The sequence below is a fragment of the Streptomyces sp. NBC_00989 genome (assembly GCF_045162655.1).
Classification (GTDB): domain Bacteria; phylum Actinomycetota; class Actinomycetes; order Streptomycetales; family Streptomycetaceae; genus Streptomyces.
The window spans coordinates 8,911,393-8,926,835 of the sequence record NZ_CP108728.1; the positions used below are offsets into that span (position 1 = coordinate 8,911,393).

Genomic DNA, 15,443 nt, shown 5'->3' on the forward strand with positions numbered 1-15,443 from the left:
CGGAGGCGCACATGTGTGACCCCCACGACCAGCACGAACACGAGACGACGTCCGCCACCGACCCGGTGATGGCGGCCTCCGCCCACGTCACCGCGCCCACCTATGTCCCGCCCGCGGGCCTGGCCCGGGACAGCCCGGCCAAGACGGCCGCGCTGGAGTGGATCGGGGAGCACACGGACCGCATCACCGGCCTCAACTCCGAGATCTGGGAGTACGCCGAACTCAGCCTCCGCGAATGGGAGTCGTCCCTCGCCGAGGCGGCCTTCCTCGAACAGGCCGGATTCCAGGTCGAGTTCGGCACGGCCGGCTTCCCCACCGCCTTCACCGCGACCTACTCGCAGGGCACCGGCGGCCCCGTCCTCGGCTTCAGCGGCGAGTACGACGCGCTGCCCGGCCTATCGCAGCACAGCGGCGTCGGCCACCACGACCCGCGCGAGTACGTCCACGACCCCTTCGCGCCGGGCTACGGCCCCGGTCACGGCTGCGGTCACTGTGCCCTCGGTACGGCGGCGGCAGCGGCCGCGGCAGCCGTGGCACAGGCCGCGCAACGGCACCAACTCCCGGTCACCGTACGGTTCTTCGGCTCGACCGCCGAGGAGAACCTGATCGGCAAGACCTACGCGGTCAGCCGGGGTGTCTACGACGGCCTCGACGCCTTCCTCGACTGGCACCCCTCGACCTCCAACGCCACCGGCTGGGGCAGCAGCACCGCGATGACGGCGGTGACCTTCACCTTCCTGGGCGTGGCCGGGCACGGCGGCCATCCCCTCGGCAACAAGAGCGCGTTGGACGCGGCCGTGATGATGGCGACCCTCTCGGAGTTCCTGCGCGAGGAGAGCGTGGCGCCGAGCGGTCGTCTCCACTGGGTGATCAACAACGGGGGCGACATCCCGAACGTCACACCCGAGATCGCGGAGATCAGCTACTACGTCCGCGAGGGCAGCCCCGCCCGCGTCCAGGTCCTCCTCGACAAGGTGATCGCCGTCTCCGAGGCGGCGGCGAAGGCCTCGCGGACCTCGGTACGGCACCGCGTCACCGCCGCCTGCTGGAACCAACTCCCCTCCAGGGCCTTCGCGGAGCTGATGTACGACAACATGCGACAGCTCGGCCCGCCCGAATTCACCGAGGAGGCACAGCAGTTGGCGCGGGACCTCCAGGAGTCGCTCGGGCTGCCGCAGCAGGGCCTGCACGCCGAGATCGCCGAACTCGCCCCGCCCAGCCCCGTGTTCCTGGGTGGTGGCTCGACGGACGTCGCCGACATCAGCTGGAACGTGCCGACCGTCTCCATGGGCGCCGCCCTCGCCCCCATCGGCAGCAAGCTGCACACCTGGGCCCTCACATCCTGCGCGGCGGCGGCACCCGGCCGGGCGACCGTCATCGCCGCCGCCCGGTATCTCGCGGCGACGGCGATCGACCTGCTCACCCAGCCGGAACGACTCAAGGCGATCAAGGACGAGTTCAAGGAGCGCACGGAGGGCGTCGAATGGCGGACCGCCCTGCCCGACGGCTACGAACCGCCCCTGTACGAACCCCCGGAGTGGTTCCTGGAGAGGACCGGCCAGACCTGGCCACCGGACACCATCACCTGGCCGCCCCGACGGGTGGTGTCCCGGGAGCAGTTCTCGTCCCTGGGGCCCGAACTGCCGCCTCAGTACTAGCGGTTCACCGGTCGCCGTGCGCGTACCGGTGCACGGCGAGCGGGGCGAACACGGCGATCAGCGCGGCGCACCAGGCCAGCGAGCCGGCGATCGGATGGGCCACCGGCCAGGCGGCGCCCTCGGGCACGGGGGAGTTGCCGAACAGGTACCGCAGGGCCGTGGTCACCGCGCTGATCGGGTTCCACTCGGCCAGGGTGCGCAGCCAGCCCGGCAGCCGGTCGGTCGGGATGTACGCGTTGGACAGCAGCGGCAGCATGAAGGTCGCGCTGCCGAGCTGACCGGCCGCCTCCTCGCTGCGCGAGGCCAGCCCGAGCAGGATGCCGACCCAGGCACAGGCGAACCGGAACAGCAGCAACAGGCCCACGGCAGCGGCGGCCTGGAGCGGTGACCCCTCGATCCGCCAGCCCACCGCGAGGCCGACAAGCAGGAACGGGACGGTGCCGGCCGCCGTGACGACCAGATCCGCGGTCGCCTGTCCGAGGGGTACGGCCGCCCTGCTCATCGGCAGGGTGCGGAAGCGGTCCGTCACGCCCCGGTGCGAGTCCTGGGCCGCCTGGAACATGCCCGTCATGATGCCGTTCGCGGCGGTCGCGACCAGCAATCCGGGGACGAGGTAGGAGCGGTACGCGTCGCCCGGCATCGCGAGCGCGCTGCCGAAGACGTACCCGAAGAACAGCAGCATCGTGATCGGCATCGTCTGCGTCAGGATCACCAGCGCCGGGTTGTTCCGCACCCGGCGCAGCTGCCGGCCGAGCATCGCGGTGCCGTCGTACGCCAATGCGCTCATGCCACGGGCTCCTTGCTGTCCGTCAGGCGGAGGAACACGTCGTCCAGGGTCGGCGGGCGCATGCTCGCGTCGAGCAACGGCACGCCCGCCGCGTCGAGTTCGCGGACGAGCCGGGGGAGGGTGAGCGTCGGATCGCCGGTGACCGTACCGACGGCGTTGCGCTCGTGGTCGAACGAGGGCTCGGCGCCGGTGAGTCGGTCGAGGACACCGGCCGCCTTCGCGAGGGCGTCCGGGTGCGCGACGACGACCTCGGCGTACGTGCCGATGAGCGCCTTCAGCTGGGCCGGTGAACCGCTGTGCGCGACCCGGCCCTTGTCCACCAGGGCGATGTCGTCGGCGAGTTGGTCGGCCTCCTCCAGGTACTGCGTGGTCAGCAGCACGGTCGTACCCTCCCTCTTCAGGTCCCGTACGGCGTCCCAGATCCGGTTCCGGCTGGCCGGGTCGAGGCCCGTCGTCGGTTCGTCCAGGAACAGCACGTCGGGACGTCGTATGAGACTCGCCGCCAGATCGAGGCGGCGGCGCATCCCGCCCGAGTAGGTGGACACGGGCCGGTCCGCGGACTCGGTCAGACCGAAGCGGTCCAGCAGCTCTCCGGCTCGGTCCGCCGGCCCTCGCACCCGGTGCAGCCGTGCGAACAGGCACAGGTTCTGCCGGCCGGTGAGGTCTCCGTCGACCGACGCGTACTGCCCGGTGACGCCGATCCTGCGCCGTACGGCCGAAGCCTCCCGGACGAGATCGTGCCCGGCGATCCGCGCGGAGCCCGCGTCGGGCCGCAGCAGCGTCGTGAGCAGTCGGACGGCCGTGGTCTTGCCCGCGCCGTTGGGCCCGAGGACTCCGCAGACCGTGCCCCGCGCCACCGCCAGGTCCAGCCCGCGCACGGCGTGCACAGCGCCGAAGCGCTTCTCCAGACCTTCACTAAGTACAGCGTACGTAGTAGTCATGGGTCGACCATAGCGCACTACGTACGGTGTACGTAACTAGGATGGTGGTCGAGGTGATGATCAATGGCGGACCGAGCGGCCGTACCCGAAGTGATCTGGGCGCGCCCCGAGCGTGCGGGGCGGGGGCCGAAGCCGGCGTACCGTCGCGCGGACATCGCGGCGGCGGCGGTGCGGATCGCCGACGGTGGGGGGCTGGACGCGGTCTCCATGCGGCATGTCGCGGCCGAGTTGGGCTGCGGCACGATGTCGCTGTACAACTACGTCCCCCGCAAGGAGGACCTGTACGAGCTGATGGTTGACGCGGTCAGCGGCGAGCACGAGGCGTGGGAGCCGTCGGGGGACTGGCGGGCGGACATGATCCGGGTCGCCCATCAGACGCGGACGCTGATGCACCGGCATCCCTGGCTGCCGCGGCTGATGTCACCGGTGTACGGCTTCAGCCCGAATGCCCTGCGGTATCTGGAGCACTGCCTCGCCTGTCTCGATCCGGTCGAGGCGCCGTACGGCACGAAGATGCAGCTGGTCGGGCTGCTCAACGGGGTTGTGACGATGTACGTGACCAATGAGTTGGCGACTGCTGAGCGGTCGCGGTCGTTGCCGTGGTCGGAGGAGCAGGAGAACGCGGTGCGGATCGCGTACTTGGGGAGTCAGATCGCGGGTGGGGCGTATCCGCGGATGGCTGCGGCGTTCATGGAGGATCCGGGGCCCATTGATCTGGACGCGGTGTTTGATATGGCGCTCGGGAAGGTTTTGGATGCTTTTGCGCCGCGGGGGGATGGGTCGTAGGCGGGGTGCGGGTGCGTTGTGGCTGGTCGCGCAGTTCCTCGCGCCCCTGGGGGTTGCAGGTGCCCTCAGATCAAAGCGAACTGGCCTTCCGGGCCCTCCTCATGATGGTCCAAGACTGATGCGGGGCGGCGTGCTGAATCCGGCACCGGTAGGACGCCCGCCTTGCGCAGTTCCGCCGTCGTGATGGGGTCCGTCACCTCCAACTCCTCCTGCTGGGGCCGTAGTTCCGCCAGTAGTGCCAGTACGGTGATCAGCTCCAGCAACTCCGACGTCCACGTCTGTTGCCAGGTCCCCGGGCGGATCGCCGTCAGCGTGCCCGGATCGGCCTCCGCCGTGCGGGAGTTGAACCACTGCTCCAGTACCCGTACCCCGCTCACCTCGAAGTCCCAGGACTCGGGCGGTACCGGGGAGATGCGGCCCTCGTCGAGGTGGAGGGTCTCCTCGTCGCGGTCGTAGTGGAGGGTGAGGGGGAGGGACGGCAACGGGGCGCGGACGTAGGGGCGTCGGCCGCCGGGGAGTTTGGGGCGGTCGCCGTTTCGGCGCATCAGCCAGAGGAGGCGGTGGCCCAACTCGACTCCGCGTGACCAGAGTTCGGGGTCCGTGGTCAGGGGTACCGCCGGGCCGGGGCGGGCCGTCGTCACCGTCCAGGCGAGGACGTCCGCCGGAGTGGGGGAGTGGCCGAGGTGGGTGGCGAGGTGGTCCAACAGGCCCGGCGCCAGGTTCGGTTCCTCGGCTGCGGGGCGGCGGTAGAGCGGGCGGACGCGGCCGGGGCGGAGCAGGGGGAGGATCGAGGAGGCGAGCAGGAGCGGGCCGGGGGAGCCCGCCACCGCCGGGGTCTCCACCACGAAGATCTGGCGCTCGTCCGCCACCCGCCACAACTCCGGGCGGGCCACGTCGATCAGACGGTGGTCGGGGATCAGCCACTGCTCGTCGAAGGGGGCGTGCAGGACGCGGATCGGTTCCGGGCAGGGGCCCGTGGCGCGGATCAGTTTCTCCGTGCCGCTGGGCTGGCCGGGGAGTTGGGAGACCGCCGAGTGCAGGGTGCGTGAGCGCGTCGGCTCGAACAGGGTCTCCCGGTCCGGGACTTCGGCCTTCACCAGGGCGTCCCAGCGGGCTTTCAGGGTTGCCGCGTCGGGTGCCGTCGGCCACCCCCGGCCGAGCCGGATCGGTGCGACGGACCACGGCATGAGGTCCGCGAGCAGCGGAGCGTCGTCGTGCGTCACGCTGGGCATCGTACGACGACCTCAGTTCGCGGCGTCCAGGGTGACCGAGAAGGAGAAACGGTCGCCCCGGTAGTGGATGACGGCCACGTCCAGCACCCTGCCCTGGGTGTCGTAGGTGATGCCCGTGTAGTGCAGGATCGGGCTGAGCAGCGGTACTTGGAGGAGGCGCGCGGTCTCCGGGTCGGCCAGGCGGGCCTCCACGGTGTCCGTGATGCGGCTGATGTCCGCGCCGACGACGTCCCGCAGCACCTTGGTCATCGGCCAGCGGACCAGGTCGTCCAGGTCGAGGCGGGCGGCCAGCTCGGGGCGGATGTGGTTGCGGGCGTGGTTGGTCGGCTCGCCGGTCTTCTCGTCGCTGCGGAGCCGGTGGTACGACGCGACCACGGTCAAGTCTGGGAAGTGTTCGGTCAGTTCGGGCGGCACGGTCACCGGTCCGTGGTCGAGGAGTTCGGTCGTCATGCCGGACTGCTGCGCGACGATCGCGTCCACCGAGCCCAACAGCCGTACGGGCGTGGCCCGTCGGACGTCCGGCTCGATGAACGTGCCCCGGCGGCGGTGCCGGGTGATCAGGCCCTCGTCCTCCAACTCCTTGAGCGCCTGCCGCATGGTGAGCACGCTGACGCCGTAGTGCCCCGCGAGTTGCTCCTCCGTGGGCAGCCGCAGCGGGTCCCGGGGCGAGCGGCCGAGTATCGAGGCACGCAGCGACTGCGACACCTGGTACCAGAGCGGCAGCTTGCGGTTCAGGACGATCGAGTCCGGGGCGAAGGAGGTCACGGGGCCATCCGTACCGTTAGGGAGCGATCAGTGCAAGGGCCGTAAAACCGGTGGGAAGAGGCTGTGCGCGGGCGTCGGTCGGTGGCGGAGGGTCCGTGCGCGGGACGTCGGTCGGCGGTGAAAGGGGTCAGTGTGCGGCGCGGAAATGCCGTTGTAGGCCCTGCCACACGCCGTCGTACCCGTGTTGCAGGTGATCGGCGTGTGCCGCCTGGGCGGTCGCCGTCACCGGCCAGCGGGTTTCGAACATGAACGCCAGGCCGTCGTCGATCTTCTGGGGTCGCAGCTCCGCGGCGCTCGCGCGGTCGAAGGTCTCGCGGTCCGGGCCGTGTGCCGACATCATGTTGTGCAGCGAGCCGCCGCCCGGTACGAAACCCTCGGCCTTCGCGTCGTAGGCGCCCTCGATGAGGCCCATGTACTCGCTCATCACGTTCCGGTGGAAGTACGGCGGCCGGAACGTGTCCTCGCCCACCAGCCAGCGCGGCGCGAAGACCACGAAGTCCACTCCGGCCAGACCCGGGGTGTCCGACGGAGACGTCAGCACGGTGAAGATCGACGGGTCGGGATGGTCGTAGGAGATGGAGCCGAGCACATTGAACCGGCGCAGGTCATAGGCGTACGGCACATGGTTGCCGTGCCAGGCGACGACGTCGAGGGGTGAGTGGTCGTAGGTCGCCGTCCAGAGGTTGCCGCAGAACTTGTTCACCACCTCGACCGGGCCCTCGACGTCCTCGTACGCGGCGACGGGCGCGCGGAAGTCCCGGGCGTTGGCGAGGCCGTTGGCGCCGATCGGGCCGAGGTCGGGGAGTTGGAAGGGCGCCCCATAGTTCTCGCACACATATCCGCGGGCTGAAGCATCCAGCAGCTCCACACGGAAGCGCACCCCACGAGGGATCAACCCCACGTGTCCCGGCTCCACATGGAGGAGCCCGAACTCCGTGCGCAGCAGCAGTCCGCCGCGCTCCGGGACGATCAGCAGCTCGCCGTCCGCGTCGCTGAAGACACGGTCCATGGAGGAGTCGGCGTGGTAGAGGTGCACGGCCATGCCGGTGCGCTGGGTCGCGTCGCCGTTGCCGCCCAGGGTCCACAGGCCGGCCAGGAAGTCGGCGCCGGGGGCGGGGTCGGGGAGCGGGTTCCAGCGCAGGCGGTTCGGGTCGGGCACCGCCTCCGTGAAGGGCGCCGTACGGAGGGAGCCGTTGTCGGCGCGGGTGAAAGCCGGGTGGGCGGCCGAGGGGCGGATGCGGTACAGCCACGAGCGCCGGTTGTGCGCCCTCGGCTCGGTGAACGCCGTACCGCTGAGCTGCTCGGCGTAGAGGCCGAGGGGGGCGCGCTGCGGGGCGTTGCGACCCTCGGGCAGGGCGCCCGGCACCGCCTCCGAGCTGTGTTCGTTGCCGAAACCGGTGAGGTGGGTCAGTCCCTCGGCGGCCTTGCGTGCGTCCCCGCTCATGCCTGCTCCCTAGCCATCTGATTCCTATGTAACACCGTAGGATTGCGGTTTCCCGGGCGCAAGGGGACGGGGGTGAGCGGCCGGATATCCGACTCGCGGAGACGAAGAACCAGCCTCCAGGGGGATCCGGCTGTCGGACCGGTGTTCTACTCTCCCCCGCATGTCGTGGTCGCGCGCACTCCTCACCGCGCTCGCGGTCTGTGCCCTGCTGCTGGCCGGATCGGCGGGCTGCGGCTCCGCCGATGCCCATGGGCGCAAGGGTGACCGGGTGTCGCCGTCACCGGTGGGCAAGGTGCTCGACGAGACCGACGAGCAGGGCCGGCACTACCGCGAAGTGGACAAGAAGGGCGCGCCGGGGGTCGGCATCGAGGTGGAGCCCGACGCCGCCGACGACAGCTGGGACGTCACGCTGACCGTCCACGACTTCCGCTTCTCGCCCGCCGGCGCGAAGCCGGTCGCGGTCGCGGGCCGGGGAACCGTCCGCCTCCTCGTGGACGGCCGCACCGTCGCGCGGCTCCGCGTCCCCGAGTACCACCTCGCGGGCGCCCTCGTCCCGCACGGCACCCACCACGTCACCGCACGCCTCTACGCCGACGACGGCACGGTGTGGGCCGTGCACGGCAAACCGGTGCAGAGCACGGCGGACATCACGGCGTCGGCGGCCCAGGCGACCCCCGACGGCAGCAAGGTCCCCGGCTCCACGTCGACGCAGGGGGCGAAATGAGTGCTACGGACACCCAATTCCGTACTCAGGTACGAGCTTCACCTGACCGCGGCGGAAAGGCATCATGAAGCCCGTGCCCCACACGACATCGCTCCGGCGTGCGCCCGTGCAGCGGCGCAGCGCCGAACGGCTGACCAGGATTCTCGACGCCTGCGCCGACCTCCTCGACGAGGTCGGCTACGACGCGCTGAGCACCCGGGCGGTGGCCCTGCGCGCCGGCGTGCCCATCGGCTCGGTCTACCGCTTCTTCGGGAACAAGCGTGCGATGGCCGACGCCCTCGCCCAGCGCAACCTGGAGCGCTACACGGAGCGCGTCACCGAGCGCCTCAAGGAGACCGGCGCGGAGGGCTGGCGGGCGGCGATGGACGCCGTCCTGGACGAGTACCTCGCGATGAAGCGCACGGCACCCGGCTTCTCCCTCGTCGACTTCGGCAACCAGATCCCCATCGGCTCGGGCCACGCGGAACCCAACCGCCGCGTCGCCGACCGCCTCACCGACCTCCTCTCCGGCTACCTCGTCCGCGAGCCCGACGAGGACCTCCGCCGCACCTTCCTGATCGCCGTGGAGACCGCCGACGCCCTCGTCCACCTGGCGTTCCGGGTCGCTCCGGAGGGCGACGAGAAGGTCATCGGGGAGACACGGGAGATGCTGCGGGCGTATCTGGCACGGGTGTTGGACTGAACGGGGCCCACGCGCACTCCCGTTGCTAAGGTGATCTCTCCTTGGGTCGGGCATGGGGGGACGCTGTGGCTCGGGTGGTCTGCATTCACGGGATCGGACAACAGCACACCGGAGAGCGGGAGTTGCACGGCTCCTGGCATCCGGCACTGTGCGACGGACTGATCCGCGCCGAAGCAAGGTTCACGCCGGACGCCTCCGACGTCCAATGCGTCTTCTACGGCGACCTGTTCCGTCCGCCCGGCCGTACCCTCTCCTTCGATGACCCGCCCCTGGACGCCTCCGACGTGGCGGACGGCTTCGAGACGGAGCTGCTGCTGGCCTGGTGGCGGGAGGCGGCCCGCACGGACGAGACGGTGCTCCCGCCCGACGCCCGCACCCTGGCCCGAACCCCACACGCGGTCCAGCGGGCCCTCAACTCCCTCAGCCGCTCACGCTTCTTCGCGGGCATCGCCCTGCGCGGCCTCGTCCTCGACCTGCGGCAGGTCCGCGCCTATCTGTGCGACCAGGCACTGCGCGCCGCCGTCCAGCAGCGGGTCGCCGACGCGGTGACCGACCGGACGCGGATCGTCGTGGGCCACTCCCTGGGCAGCGTCGTGGCCTACGAAGCGCTGTGCGCGCACCCCGAGTGGCCGGTGCGCTCCCTGCTCACCCTCGGGTCCCCGCTGGGCATCCGCAACCTCGTCTTCGACCGGCTGCACAAGGGAGTTGACGGTACGTCAGGAGCCTGGCCGGGCGCTGTCGAGCAGTGGACGAACCTCGCCGACGAGGGCGATGTCGTAGCGCTGGTCAAGGACCTGCGACCGCTCTTCGGCGAACGGGTCCGGTGTCAGGTGGTGCACAACGGAGCACGGGCCCACGACGCCACGCGCTACCTCAACACGGCGGAGGCGGGCCGGGCGGTGGCGGATGCGTGCGAAGCCGGCTGAGCCGACGGCCCCCGGGAAGCGTGCCGCCCGCCGGTTCCTGATCACCGCCGCCGTCACCGACGTACGCGCCCACCCCGAGGCGGAACGGGCCGAACTCGCCGACGACGTACGGCGGATGGACGACCTCTTCCTGGGCGAACTCGGCTACCACAGAGGCGTCGAATGCGGCCTCAACCCGACGGGGGCGGAGCTGAGGGACTCCCTGCGCGCGTTCGCCACCGACCCGGCCCGCCACCCCGACGACTACGTCGTCCTCTATCTCGCCGCGCACGGAGTCACCGACCAGGGCAGCGGACGCCACTACCTGCTGCTGCACGACAGCGACGCCCGGGACCTGTACGGCACCGCGCTGCCCACCGAGGACCTCGTCGCCCGGCTCTGGGACGGCACCGCCATCGAGCGGCTGCTCGTCCTGATCGACGCCTGCTACGCCGAGGAGGGCGCCGACCGGGCGCTGCGCGCGGCCCTGGAGGCCCGCCGGTTCCGGGACCAGGTCACCGACCACGGCTCCACCGGCCTGGTCGTCGTCTCCTCCTCCCGCCGCAAGGAGGAGTCGTACACGGGCGCGCTGTCGGCGGCCTTCGACCGTGCCGTGCGCGGCCGGGCCACCGTGGGACACGCACCCGCGCACATCAGCCTCGCCGAGGTCATGTCCGCCATCCAGAGCGACCCCCGCGTGCCGCCCGCCCAGCGCCCCTCGTGGTCGATCACCCACGCCACCGGAGACATCCCCGCCTTCCTGCCCAACCACCGCCACCTGCCCGACTCCGCCGGCCTGGGACTGGAGGAGATCGACCGGATCGTCGCCCTCGGGGCCCGCGAACGCGACGCCCGTGAGCAGGACATGCGCGGCTTCTTCCTGCCGCGCGCCCGCGGCACCGACGTACCCGCCGAGGCCGTCTGGGACTTCACCGGCCGGCACGTGGCACTCGGAGACCTCACCACCTGGCTCGACCCGCGCCGCACCGACGAACGACTGTGCGTGGTCACCGGCGACCCCGGCTCCGGCAAGTCCTCACTGCTCGGCATGGTCGCCGTCCTCACCGACAGGGAACGCGGCGCCGCCGTCCCGCGCGCCGGACTCCCGTCCGTCCTGCCACGCCCCGGCGACGTCGACGAGCGCATCAACGCGAGCCACCTCTCCACCCGGCAGCTCCTCGACGCCCTCGCCGCGGCTTCGGGCTGCGCGGCGGAGTCCCTCGGCGCGCTCACGGCCCACCTCCAGACCAGGACGAGACCCCTGGTGGTGCTCGTCGACTCCCTCGACGAGGCCCTCGCACCGCACGAGAGCGTCGAGGAACTCCTCGCACCGCTCACCGACCCGGAGCGCCGGCTCCCGCTGCGCCTGCTGATCGGCTCCCGCCCGCACATCGCCGCCCGGCTGCCCGCCGCCGCACCCCGCATCGACCTCGACTCCGAGCGCTACGGCGACCCGGACGCCATCCGCGCCTACACCCGCAAGCTGCTCTGCACCCCCGGCTCGGTCCTGGTCACCGCCCCGCCGCACCGGGTGGACGAGATCGCCGAGGCCGTCGGGGAAGCCGCGGGCCGCTCCTTCCTGGTGGCCCGCATCACCGCCCGCACCATCGCCCGCGAGCCCCGCCCACCGGACCCGTACGACCAGAGATGGCGCGAGGAACTCCCGCGGCTGCCCGGCGAGGCGATGGAGCGGGACCTGACCCAGCAGCTCGGCCCGCTGGCCGGCCGGGCCCGCGACCTCCTCCTCCCGCTCGCCTACGCCCAGGGCGCGGGCCTGCCCTGGGCGGGCGTGTGGCCCCGGCTCGCCTCCGCGCTGACGGGCCGGGACTACCGCGACGACGACATCGTGTGGCTGCGCAAGGCGGCCGGCTCGTACGTCGTCGAGGGCATCGAGAGCGGCGGCTCGGTGTACCGCGTCTACCACCGGGCGCTCGTCGAGTACCTGCGGGAGGGCAGCGACACCGAGACCGTCCAGCGGACCGTGACCGAGGTACTGCGGGACGTCGAACACCCCTACGTCCGCAGGTACTTGGCGCTGCACGCGGCCGAAGGCGCGGTGCTGGACCCGCTGGTGCAGGACGCGGAGTTCGTACTCGGCGCGGAACCGGGCCAGTTGCTGGCCGGCCTGCCGGGGCTGCGCACCGCGGAGGGACGGCGGGCCGGGCAGGCGGTGCGGGACCTGGAGGAGGTGCTGCGGAAGCGGGAGGGGAGCGGCGCGGACCCCGAGGCGCGGGCCCGGCTGCGGCTCGCGGCGGTGTGCCGCAAGGCGGCCACGCTGGCCGACTCCTGCGATATGGGGGAGGGGGAACTGCCCTGGCGGGCGCGGTGGGCGGCGTGGAATCCGCACGAGGGAGCGCGGCGCTACGAGGGCATGACGATCGGGCTCGCGGACGGGCTCGTCGTCCCCGACGTCCGGGGCGCCTGGTACCTCGATCTCACGTCCCGGTTCGGGTCGCGCTGGCAGGACCTGCACGACGGCGGAACCCGGCGGGCGAACCAGCAGACGGTGTGGTGGTACCGCGACTCTCTGACCGCCGTGCCCCAACTGTCCGGAATGGCGGCCGCGTTGTGGGCCGATGGGCATGTCGGGCTCGGGTACCGGCTCGTGAAGACGGAGCATCAGGCGCGCCTGCTCCACCTCTGGTCGGGCATGCGGCGCCAGACCTGGGTGCTCCAGCCCAGCCCCGCCGTCGACCCGCCCAACATGTGGCGCGCCCCCGAATCGGCCGTACAGCTCGTCCTGCTCGGCGGAGCGGACGGCGAGCCGCTCGCCGCCGTACTGCGCCTCCCGCGCGGCCGGCTCCTCGTCTACCGGCTCGGCTCCACCCGGCTCTACCCGCCGCTCACCCGCCGCCAGCGCCGGCCCCTGTGGCGCGGTGAGGCCGAGAAGTGGGCGGAGCGCGCCGACCTGCTCGCGTCCGACCTCGAACTGATCCTGACCCCGGACGACACCGGAACCCGTGTCACCTCGTGCGCGGCCCCCTCCGGGCTGGGCGAGTGGCGGCTCCTGCTGGGCCACGAGGACGGGCGCGTCACCCAATTCGCCCCCCTCACCGGTGAGTTCGAGGACGAGGTGACCACCGGTCACGACGGCTCCGTGACCCATGTCGACCTGGTGACCGACCATCCGCAGGGCAGGTTCGTCGTCACCGCCGGCACGGACCGCTCCGTCCGGCTGTCCTCCCTGACCCGGGGCGTGCCCGTACGGACCCTCCTGGCGGCGGACTCCGCCGTCGTCTCCCTCGCGGTGCGCCGGGTCGGACGGCAGTGGATCGTCGCCGTGGCGACCGTCGACGGACAACTGCATCGCGTGGACCTCGACAGCGGCCGTCCGGTCGGCCTGCCGCTGCGCGTCGAGCGGGGCAGCTCCGTCCGGCTGGAGGTCTTCTCCCTGGGGCCGACGGCCTGTGTGTCCGTCCAGGGTTCCGCGCACGGACTCCAGGTGTACGACCTGGTGACCGGCGACCGGGTCGGCGGCCAGGTCTTCCACCATGCCGCCTCGACGGTCCGCGCGGTGGGCGGCACGGTCTGCGTGGGCGGCTCGGACGGGAACATCCGGTTCTGGCCCACCCCCGACGCGGCCGACTCCGTGCACGTCACCGCACACCAGCGGCGCGTCCTCGCGCTGGGGGAGATCCGCGGTCCCTCGGGCCGCCCCGCCGTCGTCAGCGTCGGCGAGGACCACGAGATCCGCTGCTGGGACCTGGCCCGCCCGCACGAACTGTGGCGCCGCCCGGCACCCGACCCGGGCCCCTGGCAGGTGCCGCTGATCGCCTGCGCCACGACCGGCCGCACCGCCGACGGCCGCGACTACGTGGTCACCGGTGAACACGGCGGACGCGTCACCGTCCTCGTACTGCGGGACGGGCTGCCGGTCGCGGAACAGGAGTTCACCGTCCCCGACATCGTCACCGCGCTGACCACGGGACGCGTCCGAGGGCGGGACGTCCTCGTCGTCGGCACCGACTCCGGCCGCGTCGCCTGCTGGGACGTGGGCGCGGCCCGCATGTTCGTCTACGGCCCGCTCCCCGCCACCCCGGTGTGGACCGGCGCCCTCGCCCTGGCCCCCGACGGTTCCGGGCGCCTGGCCGTCGGCGGCACCGACGGCTCGGTACGCGAGTGGTCGCTGCCGACCTGCCGCCCCCTGACACCGGCCCGCCGCGCGCACCGGGGCCCCGTGAGCGCGCTGGCGTACACCGCGACCGGCCTCGTCGGCTACGGCACCGACACCCGCCTCGTCTCCTACGGCGATGGGTGGGAGCGCCGGATGCCACAGCCCGGCGGCTCGCTGCACGCGACCGGCGCGGGACTCCTGTGCGGGGACGACAGCGGTGACGTCTGGCTGGTGCGGGACACACCGGACGGCCGGAAGGTCACGGAGGCGGTCGACCGGGTGCGGCCCGTGACCGCCGTCGCGGCCGTACTCCTCGACGACGGACTCGCCGTGGCGGCCGCCGGCAGTGACGGCTCCCTCCGGGCCTGGGACGGCGCGCGGGGCACACCGCTGCGCCGGCTGAACCCGGTCGGCCAGGGCGACGCGGCCCAACTGGCCGCCGTGGCCTGGCGTTCTCCCGGCCGGGACGTACGGCCCCGGCTGTTCGCGCGCGGCACGAACGGCCTCCTGCAGTACTGGGACTTCGGCACGGGCGACCCGGTCCGCTCGACGGGCCTGCCGCTGGTCACGCCCGCCCCGCACCACCACGAGGCCGTGCGCCTCGCCGTACTGCCCGACGAGGCAGGGGCGCAGTCCCTGCTGTCACTCGCCGTGTGGGACGAGCAGCATCCCGACGCCACCGGCGGCTACCGGCGCGGGCGGCTCTCCGTCCACGATGTGGCCGAGGGGTCGTTCCTCGACCTGCCGTGCTCCGCCCCCGGCGACGACAGCACGGAGTTCCAGGAGGTCCGCGCGGTCCGCTGCGCCGGCCGGGTGCTGGTCTTCGTGCCGTTCCGGGACGACGTGGTCCGCGTGCTCGACACCACGACCGGACACTGGGCGTCGCTGTGGCTGCGTGACGACTACCTCGTGGACGTCTTCGCCCTGCCCACGCTGGACGACGACGAACTGCTGCTCGTCGGGGGGTACCGCACCAGAATCATCCGCTGGGAGACCCTCCGCCCCCTCTTCACGACGGAGGGGCACCCCGCCCGGCACCGCTCGCCGGGGCGCCGCCGCCTCCCGCACCGCCGCCCCGCCCGCGAACCGGAGGCCGTCCACCAGCACGGGTGGCAGGTAATCGCCGACCGCGCCGCCCTGCTCTCCGGAGGGGACACCTACGCCGTGGCCGGCGACACCGATCTCGCCGTCGTGGGCGCGCGCACCGGCGAGGTCCACCGCGCGCTCGAACTGCCCTCGCCCTGCACCGCCCTCACGGCCGGCCCCCGAGGCGAACTGATCGTCGGCACCCGCAACGGCCTGATCCTCTTCGACTGACTCGGGCTCTCCACCCGGTGATCCCGCGCAGGTTTCCGACGCGACCCCCGTCTCCCCCTCGCCACCCTCCATACCGCTCGGTATGCTC

11 protein-coding genes are annotated in these 15,443 nt (G+C 72.3%); 6 read left to right on the forward strand and 5 right to left on the reverse strand.

Features of this window, described 5'->3' with window-relative positions; translation table 11 throughout:
• The first annotated feature begins 11 nt into the window (after positions 1 to 11).
• The gene (locus OG714_RS40040) at positions 12 to 1,658 is read left to right on the forward strand and encodes an amidohydrolase (protein WP_406128476.1); all 1,647 of its coding nucleotides are present in this window, start codon (positions 12 to 14) and stop codon (positions 1,656 to 1,658) included.
• Positions 1,659 to 1,662: 4 nt separating this feature from the next.
• Here the strand turns inward: OG714_RS40040 and OG714_RS40045 are convergent, their stop codons facing one another.
• Both OG714_RS40045 and OG714_RS40050 read right to left on the reverse strand, forming a co-directional pair.
• The gene (locus OG714_RS40045; protein WP_406128478.1) at positions 1,663 to 2,445 is read right to left on the reverse strand and encodes an ABC transporter permease; all 783 of its coding nucleotides are present in this window, start codon (positions 2,443 to 2,445) and stop codon (positions 1,663 to 1,665) included.
• The gene (locus tag OG714_RS40050) at positions 2,442 to 3,386 is read right to left on the reverse strand and encodes an ATP-binding cassette domain-containing protein (RefSeq protein WP_406128479.1); all 945 of its coding nucleotides are present in this window, start codon (positions 3,384 to 3,386) and stop codon (positions 2,442 to 2,444) included. The genes OG714_RS40045 and OG714_RS40050 overlap by 4 nt, the downstream gene beginning before the upstream one ends.
• Positions 3,387 to 3,449: 63 nt before the next feature.
• On the opposite strand from OG714_RS40050, the gene OG714_RS40055 reads away from it, so the two are divergent.
• A complete protein-coding gene (locus tag OG714_RS40055) occupies positions 3,450 to 4,172 on the forward strand; it encodes a TetR/AcrR family transcriptional regulator (RefSeq protein WP_406128481.1) in 723 nt (240 codons plus the stop codon).
• A 65-nt stretch (positions 4,173 to 4,237) separates the two neighbouring features.
• Here OG714_RS40055 and OG714_RS40060 read toward each other — a convergent pair whose 3' ends face one another.
• The 3 genes from OG714_RS40060 to hmgA form a co-directional block, all read right to left on the reverse strand.
• Positions 4,238 to 5,404, reverse strand: coding sequence for a type ISP restriction/modification enzyme (locus OG714_RS40060; RefSeq protein WP_406128483.1), 1,167 nt, complete (start codon positions 5,402 to 5,404; stop codon positions 4,238 to 4,240).
• A gap of 12 nt (positions 5,405 to 5,416) precedes the next feature.
• Positions 5,417 to 6,169 carry a GntR family transcriptional regulator gene (locus OG714_RS40065; protein ID WP_406128485.1) on the reverse strand — a complete coding sequence of 251 codons (753 nt, stop codon included), beginning with the start codon at positions 6,167 to 6,169 and terminating at the stop codon, positions 5,417 to 5,419.
• A gap of 127 nt (positions 6,170 to 6,296) precedes the next feature.
• The gene (gene hmgA / locus OG714_RS40070; RefSeq protein ID WP_406128487.1) at positions 6,297 to 7,613 is read right to left on the reverse strand and encodes a homogentisate 1,2-dioxygenase; all 1,317 of its coding nucleotides are present in this window, start codon (positions 7,611 to 7,613) and stop codon (positions 6,297 to 6,299) included.
• A gap of 160 nt (positions 7,614 to 7,773) precedes the next feature.
• Between hmgA and OG714_RS40075 the strand changes: the two genes are divergently transcribed.
• From OG714_RS40075 to OG714_RS40090, 4 genes are all read left to right on the forward strand, one after another.
• Positions 7,774 to 8,337, forward strand: a complete 564-nt coding sequence (locus OG714_RS40075) for a hypothetical protein (protein ID WP_406128489.1) — start codon at positions 7,774 to 7,776, stop codon at positions 8,335 to 8,337.
• 64 nt (positions 8,338 to 8,401) lie between these two features.
• Complete coding sequence (locus OG714_RS40080) at positions 8,402 to 9,019, forward strand: TetR family transcriptional regulator (RefSeq protein WP_406128490.1); 618 nt, start codon at positions 8,402 to 8,404, stop codon at positions 9,017 to 9,019.
• A 65-nt stretch (positions 9,020 to 9,084) separates the two neighbouring features.
• Positions 9,085 to 9,945 (forward strand): hypothetical protein, encoded by an 861-nt coding sequence (locus tag OG714_RS40085; protein ID WP_406128492.1) that lies wholly within the window; start codon positions 9,085 to 9,087, stop codon positions 9,943 to 9,945.
• On the forward strand, positions 9,926 to 15,355 hold the full coding sequence (locus OG714_RS40090) for a caspase family protein (RefSeq protein WP_406128494.1): 5,430 nt from the start codon (positions 9,926 to 9,928) through the stop codon (positions 15,353 to 15,355). The genes OG714_RS40085 and OG714_RS40090 overlap by 20 nt, the downstream gene beginning before the upstream one ends.
• Positions 15,356 to 15,443: the final 88 nt, after the last annotated feature.